The 20,876-nt window shown below is 73.8% G+C and carries 19 protein-coding genes; 15 read left to right on the top strand and 4 right to left on the bottom strand.

All coding sequences use genetic code 11. The features are described 5' to 3' along the window. The first annotated feature begins 818 nt into the window (after positions 1-818). Positions 819-1,271, top strand: coding sequence for a GNAT family N-acetyltransferase (locus tag ACFZAU_RS37800; RefSeq protein ID WP_500555966.1), 453 nt, complete (start codon positions 819-821; stop codon positions 1,269-1,271). Here the strand turns inward: ACFZAU_RS37800 and ACFZAU_RS37805 are convergent. Beyond that, the gene (locus ACFZAU_RS37805) at positions 1,255-1,977 is read right to left on the bottom strand and encodes a gamma-glutamyl-gamma-aminobutyrate hydrolase family protein (protein ID WP_500463544.1); all 723 of its coding nucleotides are present in this window, start codon (positions 1,975-1,977) and stop codon (positions 1,255-1,257) included. The two genes, ACFZAU_RS37800 and ACFZAU_RS37805, sit on opposite strands and share 17 nt — an antisense overlap. A 104-nt stretch (positions 1,978-2,081) precedes the next feature. Here ACFZAU_RS37805 and ACFZAU_RS37810 point away from each other — a divergent pair, with 104 nt between their 5' ends. From ACFZAU_RS37810 to ACFZAU_RS37825, 4 genes are read left to right on the top strand one after another with little or no spacing between them, the layout of a single operon-like run. Further along, positions 2,082-3,506: a glutamine synthetase family protein gene (locus tag ACFZAU_RS37810; RefSeq protein ID WP_500555967.1), complete on the top strand. Its 1,425-nt coding sequence runs from the start codon at positions 2,082-2,084 to the stop codon at positions 3,504-3,506. An 8-nt stretch (positions 3,507-3,514) separates the two neighbouring features. Next, entirely contained in the window at positions 3,515-4,930 is a 1,416-nt protein-coding gene (locus ACFZAU_RS37815) for an aldehyde dehydrogenase family protein (protein ID WP_500555968.1), read from the top strand. Positions 4,931-4,938: 8 nt separating this feature from the next. Next, positions 4,939-5,727 (top strand): 3-oxoacyl-ACP reductase, encoded by a 789-nt coding sequence (locus ACFZAU_RS37820; protein WP_500555969.1) that lies wholly within the window; start codon positions 4,939-4,941, stop codon positions 5,725-5,727. A gap of 53 nt (positions 5,728-5,780) precedes the next feature. After that, positions 5,781-6,725, top strand: a complete 945-nt coding sequence (locus tag ACFZAU_RS37825; RefSeq protein WP_500556007.1) for a DUF2510 domain-containing protein — start codon at positions 5,781-5,783, stop codon at positions 6,723-6,725. A gap of 58 nt (positions 6,726-6,783) precedes the next feature. On the opposite strand, the gene ACFZAU_RS37830 is transcribed toward ACFZAU_RS37825, so the two are convergent. Next, entirely contained in the window at positions 6,784-7,986 is a 1,203-nt protein-coding gene (locus ACFZAU_RS37830; protein ID WP_500555970.1) for an amino acid deaminase/aldolase, read from the bottom strand. Positions 7,987-8,133: 147 nt separating this feature from the next. On the opposite strand from ACFZAU_RS37830, the gene ACFZAU_RS37835 reads away from it, so the two are divergent. Together ACFZAU_RS37835 and mycP are read left to right on the top strand one after the other, a co-directional pair. Then, on the top strand, positions 8,134-9,357 hold the full coding sequence (locus ACFZAU_RS37835; RefSeq protein ID WP_500555971.1) for a hypothetical protein: 1,224 nt from the start codon (positions 8,134-8,136) through the stop codon (positions 9,355-9,357). Next, positions 9,354-10,547: a type VII secretion-associated serine protease mycosin gene (mycP, locus tag ACFZAU_RS37840; RefSeq protein ID WP_500555972.1), complete on the top strand. Its 1,194-nt coding sequence runs from the start codon at positions 9,354-9,356 to the stop codon at positions 10,545-10,547. Before ACFZAU_RS37835 ends, mycP begins: the two co-directional genes overlap by 4 nt. Here the strand turns inward: mycP and ACFZAU_RS37845 are convergent. Next, positions 10,513-11,490 carry a serine hydrolase gene (locus tag ACFZAU_RS37845; protein WP_500555973.1) on the bottom strand — a complete coding sequence of 326 codons (978 nt, stop codon included), beginning with the start codon at positions 11,488-11,490 and terminating at the stop codon, positions 10,513-10,515. The two genes, mycP and ACFZAU_RS37845, sit on opposite strands and share 35 nt — an antisense overlap. Before the next feature lie 97 nt (positions 11,491-11,587). On the opposite strand from ACFZAU_RS37845, the gene ACFZAU_RS37850 reads away from it, so the two are divergent. Next, complete coding sequence (locus tag ACFZAU_RS37850; RefSeq protein ID WP_500555974.1) at positions 11,588-12,322, top strand: SseB family protein; 735 nt, start codon at positions 11,588-11,590, stop codon at positions 12,320-12,322. Positions 12,323-12,666: 344 nt separating this feature from the next. Here the strand turns inward: ACFZAU_RS37850 and ACFZAU_RS37855 are convergent, their stop codons facing one another. Next, positions 12,667-13,044, bottom strand: a complete 378-nt coding sequence (locus ACFZAU_RS37855; protein ID WP_431960495.1) for a DUF1844 domain-containing protein — start codon at positions 13,042-13,044, stop codon at positions 12,667-12,669. Between the two features lie 338 nt (positions 13,045-13,382). Here ACFZAU_RS37855 and infC point away from each other — a divergent pair, with 338 nt between their 5' ends. The 7 genes from infC (at position 13,383) to pheT (ending at position 20,760) form a co-directional block, all read left to right on the top strand. After that, positions 13,383-14,078, top strand: coding sequence for a translation initiation factor IF-3 (infC, locus tag ACFZAU_RS37860; protein ID WP_499603888.1), 696 nt, complete (start codon positions 13,383-13,385; stop codon positions 14,076-14,078). 119 nt (positions 14,079-14,197) lie between these two features. Continuing rightward, positions 14,198-14,392 (top strand): 50S ribosomal protein L35, encoded by a 195-nt coding sequence (rpmI, locus tag ACFZAU_RS37865; RefSeq protein WP_018564306.1) that lies wholly within the window; start codon positions 14,198-14,200, stop codon positions 14,390-14,392. 98 nt (positions 14,393-14,490) lie between these two features. Continuing rightward, the gene (gene rplT, locus ACFZAU_RS37870; protein ID WP_018564305.1) at positions 14,491-14,874 is read left to right on the top strand and encodes a 50S ribosomal protein L20; all 384 of its coding nucleotides are present in this window, start codon (positions 14,491-14,493) and stop codon (positions 14,872-14,874) included. 112 nt (positions 14,875-14,986) lie between these two features. After that, a complete protein-coding gene (locus ACFZAU_RS37875; protein WP_499603496.1) occupies positions 14,987-15,820 on the top strand; it encodes a TrmH family RNA methyltransferase in 834 nt (277 codons plus the stop codon). A 45-nt stretch (positions 15,821-15,865) separates the two neighbouring features. Continuing rightward, a complete protein-coding gene (locus ACFZAU_RS37880; protein WP_500555975.1) occupies positions 15,866-16,990 on the top strand; it encodes a sensor histidine kinase in 1,125 nt (374 codons plus the stop codon). A 135-nt stretch (positions 16,991-17,125) separates the two neighbouring features. Beyond that, a complete protein-coding gene (gene pheS, locus ACFZAU_RS37885; protein ID WP_499603492.1) occupies positions 17,126-18,259 on the top strand; it encodes a phenylalanine--tRNA ligase subunit alpha in 1,134 nt (377 codons plus the stop codon). After that, positions 18,259-20,760, top strand: a complete 2,502-nt coding sequence (pheT, locus tag ACFZAU_RS37890; RefSeq protein WP_500555976.1) for a phenylalanine--tRNA ligase subunit beta — start codon at positions 18,259-18,261, stop codon at positions 20,758-20,760. The genes pheS and pheT overlap by 1 nt, the downstream gene beginning before the upstream one ends. Positions 20,761-20,876 lie beyond the last annotated feature (116 nt).

The following is a 20,876-nucleotide window of genomic DNA, read 5'->3' on the forward strand; positions in this document are numbered from 1 at the left end:
CAGCACTCGTCGGTGCCGTCGCTGCCGCACATCAAATACACGTCAGCGTCCAGAACGCCCACCCCTACGACCCCACCCCCTCCGAATCGACAGCGACCAACGGCCGGTGGGAGGTCAGAAGGCGGTCCAGGGGCACCGCACCTGTCCGACGCACCCCCCCACCGGCCGTCACGTGCCTGGGCTAGGGGGAGGTGGGTGACGGGGTTGTCTCCCTGACCGAAGGCTGGCGAAGACAAGCGGCGAACCCGATGCCGAATGACATTGGCGCAATCCTCAGGGCCGCGGCGGTCAGAGAGGGGTTCGGGGCAACCTCAGACTCCTCCAAACCCCCATCGGCCGTTGTGCGCGCACACGAGAGGAGGAGGTGTGGTGGGGTGCTCCTACTGACCGAAGGCTGGGGAAGGACGAGCGGCGGACCCGGTGCCCGATGATGCGGGCTCGAACCGCGGGGCGGTGGCGGTCAGAGGGCGGTCCGGGGTCACCCCGGTTGCCTCACTGACCCCCCACCGGCCGTTGTGCGCCCATACGACGGGAGGGGGTGTGTCGGGGTGCGCCCGGAAACGACGAGCGGGGGACCCGGCGCCGAATGATGTCGGGGTAAACCGCGAGCGTTGAGGACGTGCGCCGGCGCGGCGCCGACCCCACCACAACGTGCGCAGGCCCGCACCGATCGCGCCGGACAATCGGGCGGGAGGGTGGGAGACAGCCCGCCGCAGGCGCAAACGACCCGCACACAACAACCGGGCCACACACAACCACCGGGCCGCACACAACCACCGGGCCGCACACACCCCACCGGGCACACATACGCTGCACGCATGAGCGACCTCCACATCCGCCCCCTCACCCGCCCCGACATCCCCGCCGTCGTCGCGATGTTCGCGGACGACGGCCTCGGCCGGAACCGCGAGACCCCGGACGACCTCGAGCCGTACTACGCGGCGTACGAACGCGTCATCGCCGACCCCGGCCAGCACCTGGTCGTCGCGGAGCGGAACGGCACCCTCGCCGGCGTGCTGCAGCTCTCGGTGATACCGGGGCTGTCACGGCGCGGCACGACGCGCTCCGTCATCGAGGCCGTACGGGTGCACCGCGACGCCCGCGGGGACGGCCTGGGGACCCTGTTGATCGAGTGGGCGGTCGAGGAGTCCCGCCGGCTGGGGTGCACGCTGGTGCAGCTCACCTCGGACCGGGCCCGCACCGATGCGCACCGCTTCTACGAGCGCCTCGGCTTCACCGCCTCGCACGTCGGCTTCAAACGTCAGCTCTGACCGTGGCCCCGCCCGCTGCCCTGACCGCCGCGGCAGCGACCAGCGCCCGCATCACCCGCTCGTCCGCGTCCATCTCGGGGTGCCACTGCACCCCCAGCACGAAGTGGTCGCCCGGCAGCTCCACGGCCTCCGGCGTGCCGTCCTCCGCGTGGGCGGCGACCACGAGCCCGCGGCCGGGGGCGTCCACCGCCTGGTGGTGGTACGTGGGCACTGTCATCGCCTCCGGCACCGCGTCCGCGTAGCGCGTGCCGGGGACCGGCTTGACGGTGTGGCCGCCGAAGACGCCCACCCGGGGGCCGCGGTGCCCGTCGACGTGCTGCACGAGCGTCCCGCCGAGGGCGACGTTGAGCAGCTGCATGCCCCGGCAGATGCCCAGCAGGGGCACCCCGGCGGTGAGGGCGGCGTCGATGAGGGCCAGTTCCCAGGCGTCGCGCTCGCGCGCGGGCGGGTCCGTGCGCGGGTCGCGCTCGGCACCGTACCGGGAGGGCTCGACGTCGGGCCCGCCGGAGACCACCAGCCCGTCCAGCCGGGCCACGGCTTCCGCGGCGTGGGCGGGGTCGTCCGGCGGGAGCAGCGCGGCGAGGCCGCCGGAACGCCGGACGAGCAGCGGGTACCCGGCGGGGAGCAGGGCGGCGGGCAGGTCCCAGCCGCCGAAGCGGGCCGAGTCGACCCAGTAGGTGCTGACACCGATCAGCGGACGGGCCACGGGAGCCTCCAGCGACGCGCGGATTTCTTCTTGCACCGTACCCAACTGGGCCCCGGGCCCGTACTTTTGGATCACCTGTCGGACGGTAGGAGAGGTGATCACCCGTGGTGCACCGAACAGCCCCGCTCAGCACCGACGACCTGCGACGACACGTCGACTCCGGCGAGATCGACACGGTGGTCGTCGCCTTCACCGACATGCAGGGGCGCCTCCAGGGCAAGCGCTTCGCCGCCCGGCACTTCCTCGACGACGTCCTGGAGCACGGCACCGAGGGCTGCAACTACCTGCTCGCCGTCGACGCCGACATGAACACCGTGGACGGCTACGCCCTGTCCTCCTGGGAGCGGGGCTACGGCGACTTCGCGATGCACCCCGACCTCGGCACCCTGCGGGTCACCCCCTGGGACGCCGCCACCGCGCTCGTCATCGCCGACCTGCGGCTGCTGGACCACGGGTCCACCCCGGTCGCCCCCTCGCCCCGGCAGATCCTGCGCCGCCAGACCGAGCGGCTCGCGGAGCGCGGCTGGTCGGCGTACGCGGGTACCGAGCTGGAGTTCATCGTCTTCAAGGACACCTACGAGCAGGCCTGGACGAACGGCTACCGCGACCTGACCCCCGCCAACCAGTACAACGTCGACTACTCCCTGCTCGGCACCGGCCGCGTGGAGCCGCTGCTGCGCCGCATCCGCAACGAGATGGGCGCCGCGGGGATGCGCGTGGAGTCCGCCAAGGGCGAGTGCAACCTCGGCCAGCACGAGATCGCCTTCCGCTACGACGAGGCCCTGGTCACCTGCGACCAGCACAGCGTGTACAAGACCGGCGCCAAGTCGATCGCCGCGCAGGAGGGCTACGCCCTGACGTTCATGGCGAAGTACGACCACCGCGAGGGCAACTCCTGCCACATCCACCTCTCGCTCCGCGACGAGGACGGGCAGCCGGTCTTCGCGGACGACGCGGCGGGCGGCGGACCCGGCGGCGGAGCCCACGGCGGGCCCGGCGGCGAGCCGGGCGGCATGTCGGAGACGATGCGGCACTTCCTGGCGGGGCAGCTCGCCGCGCTGCGCGACTTCTCGTTGCTGTACGCGCCCAACATCAACTCCTACAAGCGCTTCCGGCCCGGCTCCTTCGCGCCGACCGCCGTCGCCTGGGGCCCGGACAACCGCACCTGCGCGCTGCGCGTCGTCGGCCACAGCCCCTCCGCACTGCGCCTGGAGAACCGTGTCCCCGGCGGCGACGTGAACCCCTACCTCGCCGTCGCCGGGATGATCGCCGCCGGTCTGCACGGCGTCGAGCAGAAGCTCCCCCTCCCCGAGCCCGTCACGGGCAACGCCTACGTCAGCGACGGCGTGGCGCACGTGCCGGCCACGCTGCGCGAGGCCGCCGAGCTGTGGGAGGCCAGCCCGATCGCCCGTGCGGCCTTCGGCGACGAGGTCGTCGAGCACTACCTGAACATGGCCCGCGTCGAGCAGGACGCGTACGACACCGCCGTGACCGACTGGGAGCGCTACCGCTCCTTCGAGCGCATGTGAGGCAGCGAGTGCCCGAAGCACCCCCCGAAGCACCCGAACCGCTCGAAGCACCCGAACCGCTCGAAGCGCTGGACGTGCTCAACCCGGCCACCGAGGAGGTGATCGCCACCGTCCCCGCGGCCCGCCGGGAGGACGTGGACGCGGCCGTCGCCCGTGCGGCCCGCGCCCAGACGGCCTGGGCGGCCCTGGCCCCGGCCGACCGGGCGCGGCTGCTGCGCCGTTTCGCGTCCGCCGTGGACGCCCACGCCGAGGAACTGGCCGCCCTGGAGGTCCGCGAGGCCGGGCACACCGCCGGGAACGCCCGCTGGGAGGCCGGCAACGTCCGTGACCTGCTCGACTACGCGGCGGGCGGGGTCGAACGGCTCAGCGGCTGGCAGATCCCGGTGCCCGGCGGGATCGACGTCACCTTCCTGGAACCGCTCGGGGTCGTCGGCGTCATCGCGCCCTGGAACTTCCCCATGCCCATCGCCGCCTGGGGGACCGCCCCGGCGCTCGCGGCGGGCAACGCGGTGATCCTCAAGCCCGCCGAGACCACGCCGCTGACCGCGCTGCGCCTGGCGGACCTGGCGCTCGAGGCCGGCCTGCCCGAGCACCTCTTCCAGGTGCTGCCGGGCGAGGGCCCCGTCGCGGGGGCGGCCCTGGTCGAGCACCCGGGCGTCGCGAAGATCGTCTTCACCGGGTCGACCCGCGTCGGCAAGCAGATCATGGCCACGTGCGCGGGCACGCTCAAGCGGGTCACCCTGGAGCTCGGCGGCAAGTCGCCCAACATCGTCTTCGCCGACGCGGACCTGGAGAAGGCCGCCGCGACGGCCCCCATGGCCTTCCTCGACAACGCCGGGCAGGACTGCTGCGCCCGCACCCGCGTGCTGGTCCAGCGCCAGGTCTACGAGCGCTTCATGGAACTGCTGGAGCCCGCCGTCCTGGCCGTCGGGGTCGGCGACCCCGCCGACCCCGCGACCGACATGGGCCCGCTCATCTCCGCCGTGCAGCGGGAGCGGGTCCGCGCCTACGTGGCGCCGGACGCGCCCGTCGCGATCCGCGGCACCGCCCCCGAGGGCAAGGGCTTCTGGTACCCGCCGACCGTGCTGACCCCCGCCGACCCGGCCGAGCGCGTCGCGGTGGAGGAGGTCTTCGGCCCGGTCGCCGTCGTCCTGCCCTTCGAGGACGAGGCGGACGCGCTGCGCCTTGCCAACGCCACCCCCTACGGACTGTCGGGCTCGATCTGGACCCGGGACGTCGGCCGCGCCCTGCGGCTGGCCCGGGGCACCGCCGCCGGCAACCTGTCGGTCAACTCCCACAGCTCGGTGCGCTACTGGACACCGTTCGGCGGCTTCAAGCAGTCCGGGCTCGGCCGCGAGCTCGGCCCGGACGCGCTGGCCGCCTTCACCGAGACCAAGAACGTCTTCATCAGCACGGAGGAGTGATCCCGGCAATGACGCAAGCAGAAGCAGTGGTGTGCCGCCGCCTGGTGGGCCGGACGGCGGTGGTCACCGGCGCCGGCAGCGGCATCGGGCTCGCCTCGGCCCGCCGGCTCGCCTCCGAGGGCGCGAACGTGGTGTGCGCCGACATCGACGAGGCCGCCGGCAAGGCGGCCGCCCAGGAGACCGGCGGGCTGTTCGTCGAGGCCGACGTCACCGACGCCGGGCAGGTCGAGGCGCTGTTCAAGGCGGCGTACGACACCTACGGCTCGGTCGACGTCGCCTTCAACAACGCGGGCATCTCGCCCCCGGACGACGACTCGATCCTCACCACCGGCATCGACGCCTGGCGCCGCGTGCAGGAGGTCAACCTCACGTCGGTCTACCTGTGCTGCAAGGCCGCGCTGCCCTACATGCAGCGCCAGGGCAAGGGCTCGATCATCAACACCGCGAGCTTCGTCGCCGTCATGGGCGCGGCGACCTCGCAGATCTCGTACACCGCGTCCAAGGGCGGCGTGCTCGCGATGTCCCGCGAGCTGGGCGTGCAGTTCGCCCGGGAGGGCATCCGCGTCAACGCGCTGTGCCCGGGCCCGGTGAACACCCCGCTGCTGCGGGAGCTGTTCGCCAAGGATCCCGAGCGCGCCGCGCGCCGCCTGGTGCACATCCCGGTGGGCCGCTTCGCGGAGGCGGAGGAGATCGCCGCCGCCGTGGCCTTCCTCGCCAGCGACGACGCGTCCTTCATCACGGGCGCGGAGTTCCTGGTCGACGGAGGGATCGCGGGGGCGTACGTGACCCCTCTGTGACCGGTGGTCTGACGGGAATCTTAAGGTCGGGGCCTTAGGGTGACGCCGTGACGATGACGACCCCGCCCGGCTGGTACCCAGAACCCGGGCAGACTGGCAACGGGCCCGCCCTGGAGCGCTGGTGGGACGGGACCGAGTGGACCGAGTACACCCGCACCGCCCAGCCCCCCGCCCCGGCGTTCGGCGCCGGGGCGCCGGGCCTCCCGCAGTACCCCGGCGCGTTCCCCCCGGCCCCCCGCAGGCGGCGCGGCGGCCTGATAGCCATCGCGGTCGTGGCCGCGGTGGTGGTGGCCGGCGCGGTGGTCGGAGGCGTCGTCGCCCTGGGCAGGAGCAGCGGCGGCAGCACGGACTCGGCCCGCCCCGCCCCCTCCGTCACGGCCCCCGGGCCGGACCGGGAGGGCGAGGACGCGGGCCCGGACGGCGAGGGCCCCGGCGACGGCGGCCTGCCGGACGTGCCCAAGAGCGAACCCGGCTTCGCCCTCGACCTCGTCGACGGCATCAGCCTGCCCGTGCCCGACGGCTGGAAGGGCGCCACCAGCCGGTACGGGCTCGCGGAGCTCACCGTGGGCGCGTACGCCTGCCCCGGCGACACCTCGAGCAACTGCCTGCGCGGCGGTGTCTTCTCGATGCCCGCCGCGTCGGTGAAGCTGAAGTCCACCACCGCCGAGGCCGCGGCCAAGGAGGACATCGCCGGCAACGCCGAGGGCGCCTACGGCGGCAAGATCTACGGCGACATCACCTCGCACACGCAGCTGCTGTCGAAGAAGGTCACCGTCGCGGGCGGGCAGGGCTACCTGGTGCGCTGGAAGGTCGTCACCCAGCGGGGCGACGACGGCTACGTCCAGTCGCTGGTGTTCCCCTCGCCGGCGGACCCGGACAGGCTCGTCCTGGTCCGCTACGGCTTCGACATCAACCCCAAGGCGCCCGGTCCCGACGTGATGGACGACATCACCGAGGGGATCAAGGCCGCGGGCTCCGGCGGCGGCACCGGCGTGTGACCGCGCACCCCGCCCACGGGCGCCCCGGTCCGGTCCGTCCGGCCGGGGCGTCCGCGCGTCACAGGAACGTTTTGCCTTCGCCGCGGTAGGTCGGCACGCTCCGCACCACCCGGTCGCCCTCGACCAGTTGCAGCGTGTCGAAGCGCTCGCACAGTTCGCCCGCCTTGGCGTGCCGGAACCACACCTTGTCGCCGATCAGCAGGTCGTCAGCGGCCGACCCGACCAGCGGCGTCTGCACCTCGCCCGGGCCCTCCTGGGCGTCGTAGCGCAGCCCCTCCGGCAGGTAGGGGACGGGCAGCCGGTCCCGGCCCGCCGCGCCGGAGGCCGGGTAGCCGCCGCCGAGGACGGTGACGACGCCCACCCCGGGGCGCCGCACCACGGGCTGCGCGAACAGCGCCGCCGGACGGCCCCGGAAGGAGGTGTAGTTGTCGAAGAGCCGCGGCACGTACAGGCCCGACCCGGCGGCGATCTCCGTCACCGCGTCCTCGGCGGCCGTGCTCTGCACGCTGCCCGTGCCGCCGCCGTTGACGAACTCCAGCCCGGGCGCCACCTCCCGCACCGCCCGCACGACCTCCGCGCGCCGCGCCGCCAGCTCCCGGCGCGCCGTCGCCTGCATCAGCCGCACCGCGCGCGAGCGCAGCGGCCGGCCGTCGATCGCGTCGCCGACGCCGGCCACGTGCCCCTCGTACGCCATGATCCCCACCAGCCGGAAGCCGGGTCGCCGGGACACCTCGCGGGCCAGCGCCGCCATCTGCTCCGGCTGGTGGAGCGGGGAGCGCAGCGCTCCTATGCGGAGCCGGCCCCCCAGCATCCTCAGCGAGGTGTCCAGTTCCAGGCAGACCCGGACGATCTCGGAGCCGCCCGCGCGCGAGGAGGCGACGAGGTCGAGCTGCGCCACGTCGTCGACCATGACGGTCACCGCGGCCGCCAGCTTCGGGTCCGCGGCCAGCTCCGCGTAGCCGGAACGATCCGCCGACGGGTACGCCAGCAGGACGTCGTCGAAGCCCGAGCGCGCCAGCCACAGCGACTCGGCGAGGGTGAACGACATGATCCCCTCGAAGCCGTCCCGCTCCAGCACGCGCTCCAGGAGCGCACGGCAGCGGACCGACTTGGACGCCACCCGGACCGGCTTGCCGCCCGCCCTGCGGACCAGGTCGTCCGCGTTGGCGTCGAACGCCTCCAGGTCCACGATCGCCACCGGCGCGTCGAGGTGGGCGGTGGCCCGGTCGTACCGGGCGCGGGCTGCTCCGCGATCAGACATGCGCGAAGCTTGCCAGAATGCCCCTACCGAGCGGTAGGGGCAAGTGATCCGTACTGACGCGTCGTGACGTCGCCGCGCCCAGTAGAGTGACGCCGCAGTCCATCGCGTGAACGGGCCGTCCGCCGTGCGGCCGTGAGGGGGCACCGGGTGAGCGCCGGTTTCGACAGCGGGGGAGCGACCCCCCGGCCGAGCTGGTCCCCACCGCGCCCGATACCGCCGCCCCACGCCCCCGTCCCGCACACCTCCGCGCCCGCCCACCGGTCCGCCGGCGCCGCCCCCGGCCGCGCGGCCGCGCCCTGGGCCGCCGCGGGCCCCGCCGCCGGCGGCGAGCCGGAGGGCGGGCTGCCCCCGGAGCTCTACGGCACCGTCCCCGCGCCGGCGGCGCCGTACCCGCGTCCCGCGGGCGAACGGGGCCCCGTCGGCGTCGCCTACCCGGCCGGGCCCGTGCCGCCCCCGCCGCCCGCCGCCGTTCCCGGTGTCCCGCCCGCGCCCGCGCACGCCCCGGCCGCGGCCTGGACCTCGCCCGTACCGCACTCCGCGCCGCCGCCGTACCCGCCCCGGCCGCCGCACACCCCCTCGCACGCCGCCCAGGCGCGGCCCCGCACGGCCGCCGCCGCCCTGTGCCTGGTGCTGGGCCTCGGCCTCCTCGGCGGCGCCGGGGCCGGCGTGTGGATCAACCACGAACCGGCCGCTCCCACGCCCACGGCGGCGGAGGCCGGCAGGCGCGACTTCGCCCTCGCCCGCGGCCTGTGGCACAGCACGCCCGTCGACACGCTCTTCCCGCCCACCCTGCACGGCAAGGGGCTCGGCCCGGGAGGCGCCGAACGCACCTGGACGCGGGTCGGCGTGGCACCGGCCGGCGACTGCCGGGAGGCCTTCGACCCGCTGCTGGCGAAGGTGCTGGCCCCGGCCGGCTGTGTGAAGCTCCTGCGCGCCACCTACGCCGACGCCACGTCCAGCGCCGTGACCACCGTCGGCCTGCTCGTCACCAAGGCCGACGCCCCCGCGATGCGTAAGCTGCACGACCGCTGGACCACCGAACGCCTCGGCTCACGCGGGGATCTGATCCCCCGTCCGGTGGCGTTCCCGGGCACCGTCTCGGACGGCTTCGGCGACCGCCAGCGCGCCAGCTGGACGGTCGGCGTCGCCGCCGACCTGCCCGTCGTCGTGTACGCGGTGAGCGGCTTCGCCGACGGCCGCGAGGTCGCCGTCCCGCAGCCCGCCGCCTCGGCCGTCACCGCGGGCGCCACGGCCGCGCCCGCCCAGGCCGGGCTCGGTCACGATGCGGACGCGCTGGCCGACGCCGTCGAAAGCCGGGCCCGCGCCGCCGCGCGCTCGCTGACCGCCACCCCGACGGGAGGTTCCGGATGAGGCGCGTGGCCACCGCCGCGGCCGCCGCGGCCCTCGCCCTGCTGCCCGTCGTCCCGGCCCACGCCGACGCCGTGCGCGACGCGGACTGGGCGCTGGACGCCCTCCACGCACAGGAGGCCTGGCAGCGGACGAAGGGCGAGGGCGTCACCGTCGCCGTCCTCGACACAGGCGTGGACGCCACCCACCCGGACCTGTCGGGGCAGGTCCTGGAGGGCAAGGACATGGTCGGCTTCGGGGCCCGCCGCGGGGACGCCGCATGGGCCCGGCACGGCACCGGCATGGCCGGGATCATCGCCGGCCACGGCCACGGCCCCGGTGGTTCCGACGGCGTGCTGGGCATCGCCCCCGAGGCCCGGATCCTGCCGGTGCGGGTGATCCTGGAGGACAAGGACCCACAGCGGAAGAAGGCCCGCACCACCCGCGGCAGCGCCCTGGCCGACGGCATCCGCTGGGCCGCCGACCACGGCGCCGACGTCATCAACCTCTCCCTCGGTGACGACAGCCGCACCGCCCACCCCGAGGCGCAGGAGGACGACGCCATCCAGTACGCCCTGCGCAAGGGCGTGGTCGTCGTCGCCTCCGCCGGCAACGGCGGCGAGCAGGGCAACCGGGCGTCCTACCCCGCGGCCTACCCGGGCGTCATCGCGGTCGCCGCCGTGGACCGCTACGGCTCCCGCGCCGCCTTCTCCACCCGCCGCTGGTACGCGACGGTCGCCGCGCCCGGCGTCGACGTCGTGATCGCCGACCCCAACCGCCGCTACTACGAGGGCTGGGGCACGAGCACCGCCTCCGCGTACGTCTCGGGCACGGCCGCCCTCGTCCGCTCCGCCTACCCCCGGCTCAGCCCCGCGCAGGTGAAGCGGCTGCTGGCGGACACCGCCCGGAGCACCCCGGCCGGCGGCCGCGACGACGCCGTGGGCCACGGCCTGGTGGACCCCGCGGCCGCGCTGAAGGCGGCGGCGAAGCTGAAGCCCGAGGGCACCGTGCCGCGCGCCGTCCCCTCCACGCGCAAGTACTTCGGCGCCGGTCCCGACGCGGCGAAGACGGCCGCGGCCGCCGACGGGGACGCCCTGGGCGACGGCATCGCCGTGGCCTTCGCGGTCGCCGGCACCGGACTGGTCGCGGCGGCGGCGCTGTTGTGGCTGTGGCCCCGGCTCACGAACTCCCGCAACGGCCGGCGGCGCGGCTGAACGCGGCCACCGCCGCCCGCGCGGCCCGCTCCACCAGCGTGATGCCCGCGGCCTGCGTCGTACTGCCGCCGGAGACCACGGCGACCAGGTACGTCCGGCCGTCCGCCCGGACCCGCCCGATGCTGTTGACGATCCACAGCCCGGTCGTACTCCGCTGCAGCCAGCCGTTCTTGATCTCGTAGGAGCCGTCGTCGGCCGCGGTGGGCACGCCCCAGGCCTGCGCCGCCGTGACGCGGCCCATCAACCGCCGCACGTACGCACGGGACGCCTCGTCGAGGGCGCCGCCGGTGCCGAACACCCGCTGCAGCAGCGTGAGCTGATCGGCGGCCGTGGTCCGGGTCAGCCCCCACAGGAGCCCGCTGCCGGCGGTGGTCGCGGTGAGCCCGAGGCGGCGGTTGGCGGCGTCCAGGCCGGGGCCCAGGCCGATCGCCCGCCACAGCACACTGGCCGCCGCGTTGTCGCTCTCCTCGATCATCACCGCGGCCAGGGACTCCTCCCGGGCCGTCAGCTCCCGGCCCGCGTCCTGGGCCCTGAGCAGCAGCGCCGCCAGGATGTCGACCTTGACGATGCTCGCCGTGTCGTACGGCCCGTCGCCGTGCACCGCCCTGGCGCCCGTCGCGGTGTCCAGGACCGCCACCGAGTAGCGCGCCCGGGGGTCCCCGGACACGTCCCGCAGCGCCGTCGCCAGCACCTCGCTCCACACCACCCGGGGCTCCTCGCTCACCTTTCCCACCGCCGCCTCCGCCGCCTGGCCGGCCACGACCGGGGTCACCGCCGCCGTGCGCGGCGGCGCCGCGGCCCCGTACGTCACCGTGCCGAGCACGGCGCACGCCGGCAGCGCGGTCGCGGTCACACCGCGCACGACGCCGCGCGGCGCACGGTGGACACGGCCGGGGACGCCCGCACGGCCGGGAGGCCGTGCGGCGGGGTTCTCGGGAGCCATGCCCAGGCAAGCCAGGGACGGAAACTGCGCGGGCGGTGAGAAGCGGATGAAGGGGGCGTGAGAAGTCGCCGCCCGGAACCCCCGATACCCTCGGGAGGTGGCTCCCAAGAACATCCCCGACCCCGGCTTCTCCGACGACGACGGCAGCGCCGACCCCCGGCTGGCCGCGGCGCTCGCCGCCTACGACGCCGATCCGTCGGCCGAACCCGAGGTGCTGGCGGCGCTGCCGGGCGCGCGCTTCCTGGTGCCGGTGGTGGCGCTGCTCGGTGAGGTCGAGGAGGGCCCGGACGGACTGCGCCGCGAGAAGACCAGCGACATGGCCGTGCCCACCATCCAGGCCGCCGACGGCCGCAAGGCGCTCCCCGCGTTCACCTCCACCGAGGCCCTCGCCCGCTGGCGGCCGGACGCGCGGCCGGTGGCCGTTCCCCTGGGGCAGGCGCTGCAGGCGCTGGCGCACGAGAAGGCCGGCACGCTGCTGATCGACATGGCCGGGCCCGTGCCGTACGCGCTGACCGGCGCCGCGCTGCGCGCCGTCGCGTCGGGGCGGGCGGGTGCCGACCCGCTGGCCGACCCCGCGGTCCGCGAGGCCCTGCGGTCCGCGGCCGGGGCGGCACCGGAAGTCGTCCGCGCGCACCTCGTGCCCTCCGCGGACGCGGACGGCACGCTGGGGCTGGTCCTGGACGCGGACGCCGACGTGCGCCAGGTGGCACAGCGCGTCTCGGCGACGCTCGCGGCGGACGAGGTGCTGCGCGGCGCATTGGTGCGCGGCATCGAACTGGCGCTGCTCCCCGCCGACACCCGGCTCCCCGGCGAACCGCTCTTCACGCGCTGACGGCGCCGCCCCACCGGGGCGACGCCGTCAGCACGTGAACGGGCGCGGCGATTCTGCGGCCGTCCCAGGGCGTGTCGTCAAATGCCCGCCTGCCCAGCGACGCTCCCCCAGCTGCGCTGGGAGGTGCCCCCAGGCACGGCACTCCCCCAGCTCCGCTGGGAGGTGCCCCCACGCTGCGTTGTCGAATCGTCCGAGTAGCCCACTACGAGGACGACTCTCCGCCTTGCGATGCACCACACCTGGGGGCACCTCCCGGCGCAAGCCGGGGGAGCCGCTGAGCCCGCCCTCCGGGCGGTGGGGGCACCTCCCAGCGGTAGCTGGGGGAGCTCATTTGACGGCACGTCCTAGCCGTGGACGGGACCGGTGAACTTCTCGCCCGGTCCCTCGCCCGGGGCGTCGGGGACGACGGACTCCTCGCGGAAGGCGAGCTGCAGCGACTTCAGGCCGTCCCGCAGCGGGGCGGCGTGGTAGGAGCCGATCTCGGTCGCACCGGCGGTGACCAGGCCGGCCAGCGCGGTGATCAGCTTGCGTGCCTCGTCGAGGTCCTTGTGCCGCTCGCCGTCCTCCGCGAGGCCGAGGTTCACCGCCGCCGCGCTCATCAGGTGCACCGCGACCGTGGTGATCACCTCGACCGCCGGGACGTCCGCGATGTCGCGGGTCAGCGTGTCGAAGTCGGGGCGGTCCGCGGAGGGGGACTCGTGCTGGGGGCTGGCGTCACTCATGCATCACACGATAGGCCCACGTCGGCCGATTACGGTCTGCGGTCGGACACTGGTATGCTTGACGATCGACCGGCTGGACACCCCGTGGACGTGATGGAAACGGAGCGCTCCAGCCCACAAGTGGAGGCTCCGATCTCCCACCTTGCCGGCCCCCCGAGGGCGGCGGGTCACCGGTCAGGTGTCGTGTCCCCGGACGAGGACGCGGCTCCCGACGCGCCCCGCGGGAATTCCGCGGCGGTGCTCCCGGTTGTGAGGAGCATCCGCCTGTGACCCGTATGGGGCGTTTTTTCACGCCTCCTCACGGGCCGGACCAAGTTTCAGACGTTGCGCGGCTGTCGATCCAGTCAGTCGCGTGGTGCTACCGAGGAGGCCCCATCAGCGCCGAGCCCCGCATCAACGACCGGATTCGCGTCCCCGAGGTGCGACTCGTCGGTCCCAGTGGCGAGCAGGTCGGCATCGTGCCGCTTGCCAAGGCACTGGAGCTTGCGCAGGAGTACGACCTCGACCTGGTCGAGGTGGCGGCGACCGCACGCCCGCCGGTCTGCAAGCTCATGGACTACGGCAAGTTCAAGTACGAGTCGGCCATGAAGGCCCGTGAGGCGCGCAAGAACCAGGCGCACACGGTCATCAAGGAGATGAAGCTCCGGCCGAAGATCGATCCGCACGACTATGACACCAAGAAGGGTCATGTCGTCCGGTTCCTCAAGCAGGGCGACAAGGTCAAGATCACGATCATGTTCCGCGGTCGTGAGCAGTCGCGCCCGGAGCTGGGCTTCCGACTGCTGCAGCGGCTCGCCGACGACGTCCAGGACCTGGGCTTCGTGGAGTCCTCGCCGAAGCAGGACGGCCGCAACATGATCATGGTTCTCGGTCCGCACAAGAAGAAGACCGAGGCGATGGCCGAAGCCCGTGAGGCGCAGGCCGCCCGCAAGGCCGGTCGCCTGCCGAAGGACCCCGACGAGCAGGAGCAGGAGCACGAGCTCGGGGACGACCTCGAGCACGACGAGCAGGACGCTCCCGCCGATGCCAGCTGACGCCGTCTGACGGCGTTGCCAGGACCCGGAGTTCCCCTCCGGGTGACCCAATGAAGGACTGACGCTCTCCGTCCGCTCCCGGGCGGACGGGAGGGCCAGCGACGAGGAGACTACGGCGCATGCCGAAGAACAAGACCCACAGCGGTGCGAGCAAGCGATTCAAGATCACCGGCTCCGGCAAGGTGATCCGCGAGCGCGCCGGCAAGCGCCACCTGCTTGAGCACAAGCCGTCGACGAAGACCCGTGCCCTCACCGGCACTGTCGTCCTGGCCAAGCCCGACGCCAAGAAGATCAAGAAGCTTCTCGGCAAGTGACGTCACGCCCCCTCCCCAGGGGGCGCGATGCTGGACCGGGACCCATTCGTTTTCGGGCCGTGTGAGCACCCCCACGGTCCCTTAGAAGGAGTTATCTAGTGGCACGCGTCAAGCGGGCAGTCAACGCCCAGAAGAAGCGCCGGGCGATCCTCGAGCAGGCCAGCGGTTACCGCGGCCAGCGGTCCCGCCTGTACCGCAAGGCGAAGGAGCAGGTCACCCACTCCCTCGTCTACAACTACAACGACCGCAAGAAGCGCAAGGGCGACTTCCGTCAGCTGTGGATCCAGCGCATCAACGCCGCTGCCCGCGCCAACGGCATCACCTACAACCGCTTCATCCAGGGTCTGAAGGCCGCCAACGTCGAGGTGGACCGCAAGATCCTCGCCGAGCTGGCCGTGAACGACGCCAACGCGTTCGCCGCGCTGGTCGAGGTGGCCCAGAAGGCCCTGCCGAGCGACGTCAACGCCCCCAAGGCGGCCTGACCCACGCTCCTCCGGACCCGCAGGCCCCGTGCCTGCGGGTCCGTGCTGTGTTCCGGGAGCGCCGCCGCCGCGCTTCCGGCCGGACCACGACCGAAGTGAGTGCACCCCCGCCATGCCCGGCCCCGAGCTGACCTCCCTGCGATCCCCCCGCGTCGTCGCCGCGCGGCGCCTGGCCAGGCGCAGCTTCCGCGGCAAGGAGCGGCGCTTTCTCGCCGAGGGACCGCAGGCCGTGCGCGAGGCGATGGCCCACCTGGTCGAGGTCTACGTCACCCCCGAGGCCGCCGCCCGGCACGAGGGGATCGTCGCCGCGGCCCGCGCCGCCCGGGTGCCCGTGCTCACCGCGACCGACGAGGTCGTCGCCGAGATGTCGGACACCGTCACCCCGCAGGGGATCATCGGCCTGTGCCGCTTCCTGGACACCCCGTTCGACGAGGTGCTGCGCGCCCGGCCGAAGCTCGTCGCCGTCCTCGCCCACGTACGCGACCCCGGCAACGCCGGCACCGTGCTGCGCTGCGCGGACGCCGCCGGGGCGGAGGCGGTGGTCCTCACCGACGCCTCCGTCGACCTGTACAACCCCAAGGCCGTGCGCGCCTCCGTCGGCAGCCTCTTCCACCTCCCGGTCGCCGTCGGCGTCCCCATGGAGACCGTCGTGGACGGCCTGCGCGCGGCCGGAGTGCGGCTGCTCGCCGCCGACGGCGCGGGGGAGCGCGACCTCGACGCCGAACTCGACGAGGGCACCATGGGCGGGCCCACCGCCTGGATCTTCGGCAACGAGGCCTGGGGCCTGCCGGAGGAGACCCGCGCACTCGCGGACGAGGTGGTGCGCGTCCCCATCCACGGCCGCGCCGAGAGCCTCAACCTCGCCACGGCCGCCGCCGTGTGCCTCTACGCCTCCGCCCGCGCGCAGCGTGCTCCCGGAGGGTGCCGCTCCGTGACACTGAGCTAGTAATGTGACGCCCTCGGGGACCGCCCTGGAGAGGGGGTTACGGGGATGGACGTCAGGACGACCGGCGGTACGCCGCCGAGCGCGCCGGAGGGCTGGCCGACTGTCCTGACCGAACTCGGCGTCACGGCCGACGAGCTGCCGGACGGCCTCGTCGTCGCCGACGAGCGGGGCCTCGTGCGCTGCTTCAACGCCGCCGCCGCCCGGATCACCGCGCTCGACCCCGCCGACGTCCTCGGCCACCCCATCGAGCAGGCGCTGCCCCTGGAGGACCTGGACGGACGCCGCTGGTGGCAGCTGACCGACCCGTACCGGGGACTGGCCACCCGCACCGGGCAGCCCGAGCGCAACCTGCTGCTCCCCGGCGGCCGCGAGGTGCTGGTCTCCGCCCGGTACGTCCGCGACCACCCCACCGGGCCGGTGCGCCGGCTGGTCGTCGCGCTGCGCGGCACCGAGGCGCGGCGGCGCACCGAACGCAGCCACGCCGAGCTCATCGCCACCGTCGCGCACGAGCTGCGCTCCCCGCTCACCTCCGTCAAGGGCTTCACCGCCACCCTGCTGGCGAAGTGGGAACGCTTCACCGAGGACCAGAAGAAACTCATGCTGGAGACCGTGCACGCCGACGCCAACCGCGTCACCCGGCTGATCGCCGAACTGCTCGACATCTCCCGCATCGACTCCGGCCGCCTGGAGGTGCGCCGCCAGCCCGTCGACATCGCCGCGGCGGTGCGGCGCCACGTGGATGCCCTCGTCGCCGCCGGACAGCCCGCGGACCGCTTCGCCGTACGGGTCACGGGGGCACTGCCGTCGCTGTGGGCCGACCCCGACAAGGTCGACCAGATCCTGGGGAACCTGCTGGAAAACGCTGTGCGCCACGGCGAGGGAACTGTCACCATTGACGTAGCACCCTCGTCGTCGCCGCGCGAGCGCGGATGGTCCGGAACGGCAGTGACCGTGAGCGACGAGGGACCCGGCATCCCGGAGGAGTCCATGAACCGCGTCTTCACCCGCTTCTGGCGGGGCAGCAAACGCGGTGGCACGGGCCTGGGGCTCTACATCGTCAAGGGCATCGTCGAGGCCCACGGCGGCACGATCACGGTGGGCCGCGCGCCCGGCAAGGGCGCCCAGTTCCGATTTACCCTGCCCGTCGGGGCGCCGGCCTTCACGGCCTGAGCATCGCGTGGTGATCCACCGGCCCCGACGGGCGTGACCAGCCTTTCCCCGTGGCCCCGATAGACTCGACCCTTGGCATTCAGCGGTCGGGCAGGCAGGTCGGCCACGCCACCACCCACATCGGAACGGGAAGAAATGTCGGCACCGAACAAGTCGTACGACCCTGTCGAGGTCGAGGCACTGAAACCGGAAGAGATCGAGCGCCGGCGCGACGAGGCGCTCGCCGCGATCGCCGAGGCCGCCGACCTCGACGCGCTGCGCGAGGTCAAGGTGGCCCACACCGGGGACCGCTCGCCGCTCGCCCTCGCCAACCGTGAGATCGGCGCACTGCCGCCGCACGCCAAGGCGGACGCCGGCAAGCGCGTCGGCCAGGCCCGCGGCGCCGTCAACCAGGCGCTCAAGGCCCGGCAGGAGGTGCTGGAGGGCGAGCGCGACGAGCGCGTGCTGGTCGAGGAGGCGGTGGACGTCACGCTGCCGTACGACCGTGTCCCGCGCGGCGCCCGGCACCCGCTGACCACGCTCTCCGAGCGGATCGAGGACGTCTTCGTGGCCATGGGCTACGAGGTGGCCGAGGGCCCCGAGGTCGAGGCGGAGTGGTTCAACTTCGACGCCCTCAACATCTGGGCGGACCACCCGGCCCGCACCATGCAGGACACCTTCTTCGTCGAGGGCGACAAGCCCGCGGGCTCCGGCCCGGAGGAGAGCGGCGTCGTGCTGCGCACGCACACCTCCCCGGTGCAGATCCGCTCCCTGCTCGACCGCGAGCCGCCGGTCTACGTGATCTGCCCCGGCCGGGTCTACCGCTCGGACGAACTGGACGCCACGCACACCCCGGTGTTCAACCAGGTCGAGCTGCTCGCCGTCGACGAGGGCCTGACCATGGCGGACCTCAAGGGCACCCTGGACCACATGGTCCAGTCGCTCTTCGGCGAGGACATCACCACCCGGCTCCGCCCGAACTACTTCCCCTTCACCGAGCCGTCCGCCGAGATGGACATGGTCTGCTACGTCTGCCGCGGCGAGTCCGTCGGCGACCCGGACCGCCCCTGCCGCACCTGCGGCAGCGAGGGCTGGATCGAGCTCGGCGGCTGCGGCATGGTCAACCCCCGGGTGCTCACCGCCTGCGGCGTCGACCCGGAGAAGTACAGCGGCTTCGCCTTCGGCTTCGGCATCGAGCGCATGCTGATGTTCCGTCACAACGTCGAGGACATGCGAGACATCGTCGAGGGTGACGTGCGCTTCACCCTTCCGTTCGGGATGGAGATCTGATGCGGGTCCCGCTTTCTTGGCTGCGGGAGTACGTCGACCTGCCCGCCGGCGTGTCCGGCCGCGACGTCCAGGCCAAGCTCATTTCCGCCGGTCTCGAGGTCGAGACCGTCGAGCAGCTCGGCGCCGGCCTCAAGGGCCCGCTGGTGGTCGGCAAGGTGCTCACCATCGAGGAGCTGAGCGGTTTCAAGAAGCCGATCCGCTTCTGCACCGTCGACGTCGGCACCGCCAACGGCACCGGTGAGCCGCAGGAGATCGTCTGCGGCGCGACCAACTTCGCCGTCGGCGACAAGGTCGTCGTCATCCTCCCCGGCGGCGTCCTGCCCGGGAACTTCGAGATCTCCGCGCGCAAGACCTACGGCCGCAACTCGCACGGCATGATCTGCTCCGCCCGCGAGCTCGGCATGGGCGACGACCACGACGGCATCATCGTCCTGCCGCCGGAGCACGAGGCCGGCACCGACGCCGTCGAGCTGCTGGAACTGGTCGACGAGGTGCTCGACATCGCGGTCACCCCCGACCGCGGCTACTGCCTGTCGATGCGCGGCGTCGCCCGTGAGGCGGCCATCGCCTACGGTCTGCCGCTGCGCGACCCGGCGCTGCTCGACGTGCCCGGCCCGAACTCCTACGGCTACGAGGTGAAGGTCTCCGACCCCGTCGGCTGCGACCGCTTCACCGCGCGCACCGTCACCGGGCTGGACCCGGAGGCCGGCTCACCGATCTGGCTGCAGCGCCGGCTGCAGAAGGCCGGCATGCGCCCGATCTCGCTCGCCGTGGACGTCACCAACTACGTGATGCTGGAGCTCGGCCAGCCCCTGCACGCGTACGACCGGCACCGCATCGAGGGCGCCATCGGCGTCCGCCGGGCGCAGCCGGGCGAGAAGCTGACCACGCTCGACGGCCAGGTCCGCGTCCTCGACGCCGAGGACCTGGTGATCACCGACAACCGCGGGCCGATCGGCCTGGCCGGTGTCATGGGCGGCGCCAACACCGAGATCGACGACACCGGCGCCTCGACGACCGACGTCGTCATCGAGGCCGCGCACTTCGACACGGTCGCCATCGCCCGCACCGCGCGCCGCCACAAGCTCTCCTCCGAGGCGTCCAAGCGCTTCGAGCGCGGTGTGGACCCGCAGGCCGCGTCCGCCGCCGCGCAGCGCACCGTCGACCTGCTGGTGCTGCTCGCGGGCGGCACCGCCGACGCGGGCGTCACCGAGGTCATCGCGCCCTCCGCGCCGCACACCATCACCATCCCCGCCGACCACCCGGACAAGGTGGCCGGCATGGCGTACGGCCGCGAGACCGTGGTGCGCCGGCTGCAGCAGGTGGGCTGCGACGTCTACGGCGCCGACGAGCTGATCGTCACCGTTCCGTCCTGGCGGCCCGACCTGCGCGACCCCAACGACCTCGCCGAGGAGGTCATCCGGCTGGAGGGCTACGAGAACCTGCCCTCCACCCTGCCGAACCTGCCCTCGGGCCGCGGTCTGACCGAGTCGCAGAAGCTGCGCCGCCGGGTCGGCCGGGCGCTCGCCGGGGCCGGCTACGTCGAGGTGCAGAACTACCCGTTCCTCGGCGAGGCCGTCTTCGACCAGCTCGGTCTCGACGCGGACGACCCGCGCCGCATCACGGTCAAGCTGGCCAACCCGCTGTCGGACGAGGAGCCCGCGCTCCGCACGACCATGCTCCCCGGCCTGCTCGGCGCCCTGCGCCGCAACGTCGGACGCGGCGCGCACGACCTCGCGCTCTTCGAGACCGGCCTGGTCTTCCGCCCCAGCGGCGAGGAGCCCGCGCCCCCGCGGCTGCCCGTCGACCGGCGCCCGACCGACGCCGAGATCGCCGCGCTCGACGCCGCCCTGCCGCGGCAGCCGCGGCGCGTCGCGGTCGTCCTGGCCGGGGCCCGTGAGCAGGCCGGCTGGTGGGGCCAGGGCCGCCCCACGCAGTGGGCCGACGCCGTCGAGGCCGGACGGGTCGTCGCCGCCGAGGCCGGGGTCGAGCTGATCGTCCGCCAGGACCAGCAGGCCCCCTTCCACCCGGGCCGCTGCGCCGCGCTCCTCGCGGTCGTCGACGGCGAGGAGGTGCTGGTCGGCAACGCCGGCGAGCTGCACCCCCGGGTGATCAAGGCACTACACCTGCCGGAGCGCACCTCCGCCATGGAGATCGACCTCGACCGCCTGGAGCGCGCCTCCGGCGGCCCGGTCGTCGCGCCCCGCGTGTCCGCCTTCCCGGTGGCCACCCAGGACGTCGCCCTGGTCGTGGACGCCGCCGTCCCGGCCGCCGAGGTGGAGGGCGCCCTGCGCTCCGGCGCCGGCGAACTGCTCGAATCGCTGCGGCTGTTCGACATCTTCACGGGTGAGCAGATCGGCGCGGGCCGGAAGTCGCTGGCGTACAGCCTGCGCTTCCGCGCCCCGGACCGCACGCTCACCGCGGAGGAGGCCTCCGCGGCCCGGGACGCGGCCGTCGCCGCCGCCGCGGAGCGCACGGGAGCGGCCCTGCGCGGCGCCTGAGCCCTCGCCTCGCTTGTGGGGCGTCCCCGGTCCGCCGGGGGCGCCCCTTCGGCGTTCCGGCGGTCACGTAGTCCGATCGGGTGAAATGATTCCGCTGGGTATCGGGTTCGTCGCGC

Origin of the sequence: Streptomyces sp. NPDC008238, assembly GCF_042956445.1 — a bacterium.
In the GTDB taxonomy this organism is placed as follows: domain Bacteria; phylum Actinomycetota; class Actinomycetes; order Streptomycetales; family Streptomycetaceae; genus Actinacidiphila.

Bases quoted from the DNA above. Each gene is read 5' to 3' on its own strand.
- rpmI (WP_018564306.1), top strand. From the start codon at position 14,198: ATGCCGAAGAACAAGACCCACAGCGGTGCGAGCAAGCGATTCAAGATC.
- ACFZAU_RS37825 (WP_500556007.1), top strand. From the start codon at position 5,781: ATGACGACCCCGCCCGGCTGGTACCCAGAACCCGGGCAGACTGGCAAC.
- mycP (WP_500555972.1), top strand. From the start codon at position 9,354: ATGAGGCGCGTGGCCACCGCCGCGGCCGCCGCGGCCCTCGCCCTGCTG.
- ACFZAU_RS37800 (WP_500555966.1), top strand. From the start codon at position 819: ATGAGCGACCTCCACATCCGCCCCCTCACCCGCCCCGACATCCCCGCC.
- ACFZAU_RS37855 (WP_431960495.1), bottom strand. From the start codon at position 13,044: ATGAGTGACGCCAGCCCCCAGCACGAGTCCCCCTCCGCGGACCGCCCC.
- ACFZAU_RS37845 (WP_500555973.1), bottom strand. From the start codon at position 11,490: ATGGCTCCCGAGAACCCCGCCGCACGGCCTCCCGGCCGTGCGGGCGTC.
- ACFZAU_RS37875 (WP_499603496.1), top strand. From the start codon at position 14,987: ATGCCCGGCCCCGAGCTGACCTCCCTGCGATCCCCCCGCGTCGTCGCC.
- ACFZAU_RS37820 (WP_500555969.1), top strand. From the start codon at position 4,939: ATGACGCAAGCAGAAGCAGTGGTGTGCCGCCGCCTGGTGGGCCGGACG.
- ACFZAU_RS37830 (WP_500555970.1), bottom strand. From the start codon at position 7,986: ATGTCTGATCGCGGAGCAGCCCGCGCCCGGTACGACCGGGCCACCGCC.
- pheT (WP_500555976.1), top strand. From the start codon at position 18,259: ATGCGGGTCCCGCTTTCTTGGCTGCGGGAGTACGTCGACCTGCCCGCC.
- ACFZAU_RS37880 (WP_500555975.1), top strand. From the start codon at position 15,866: ATGGACGTCAGGACGACCGGCGGTACGCCGCCGAGCGCGCCGGAGGGC.
- pheS (WP_499603492.1), top strand. From the start codon at position 17,126: ATGTCGGCACCGAACAAGTCGTACGACCCTGTCGAGGTCGAGGCACTG.